Below are 636 nucleotides of genomic sequence, written 5' to 3' on the forward strand. Positions count from 1 at the left end.
GTCGTGGACCCCCGCCCCTCCCCCGACGGGCAGCACATCGCGTACGTCGCCCACGGGGCGCTCCGGGTGACCGGCGCGGACGGCCGGGGCGACAGGGCGCTCGCCGAGCCGGAGGACGCGCACACGACGTACGGACTCGCGGAGTTCATCGCGGCCGAGGAGATGCAGCGTTCGCGCGGCTACTGGTGGGCGCCGGACTCGACGCGGCTGCTGGTCGCGCGGGCCGACGACAGCGCCGTACAGCGGTGGTGGATCGCCGATCCCGCGCATCCGGACCGCGAGCCCGCACAGGTCGGCTATCCGGCCGCCGGGACGCCCAACGCGGAGGTGCGGCTCTTCCTGCAGGAGCTCGACGGGGGCCGTACCGAGGTGGTCTGGGACCGGGCGCGCCACCCGTATCTGGCGTCCGTGCACTGGTCGGAGGCGGGTGCTCCGCTGATCCTCGTCCAGGCCCGGGACCAGCGCAGCCAGCGCTACCTCGCGGTCGACACGGAGTCGGGCACGACCCGGACCGTGCATGTGGACGAGGACCCGCGCACCGCCCTCGTCGGCGATCCGTACGAGCTTGCCGTCGGGCGCCCAGGCAGGCACCCCGGGGAAGAGATCCAGCCAGACCGGGTCCTCGTCCACATGCAC

The 636-nt window shown here is 74.2% G+C and carries 1 protein-coding gene; it reads left to right on the forward strand.

Annotation, left to right across the window (positions count from 1 at the left end; genetic code table 11):
* Nucleotides 1-636 (forward strand): DPP IV N-terminal domain-containing protein (locus tag J0695_RS38660; protein ID WP_206969525.1); only part of this gene is annotated, 636 nt, incomplete at both ends.

It is taken from the genome of Streptomyces beijiangensis, assembly GCF_017315755.1.
In the GTDB taxonomy this organism is placed as follows: Bacteria; Actinomycetota; Actinomycetes; order Streptomycetales; family Streptomycetaceae; genus Streptomyces; species Streptomyces beijiangensis.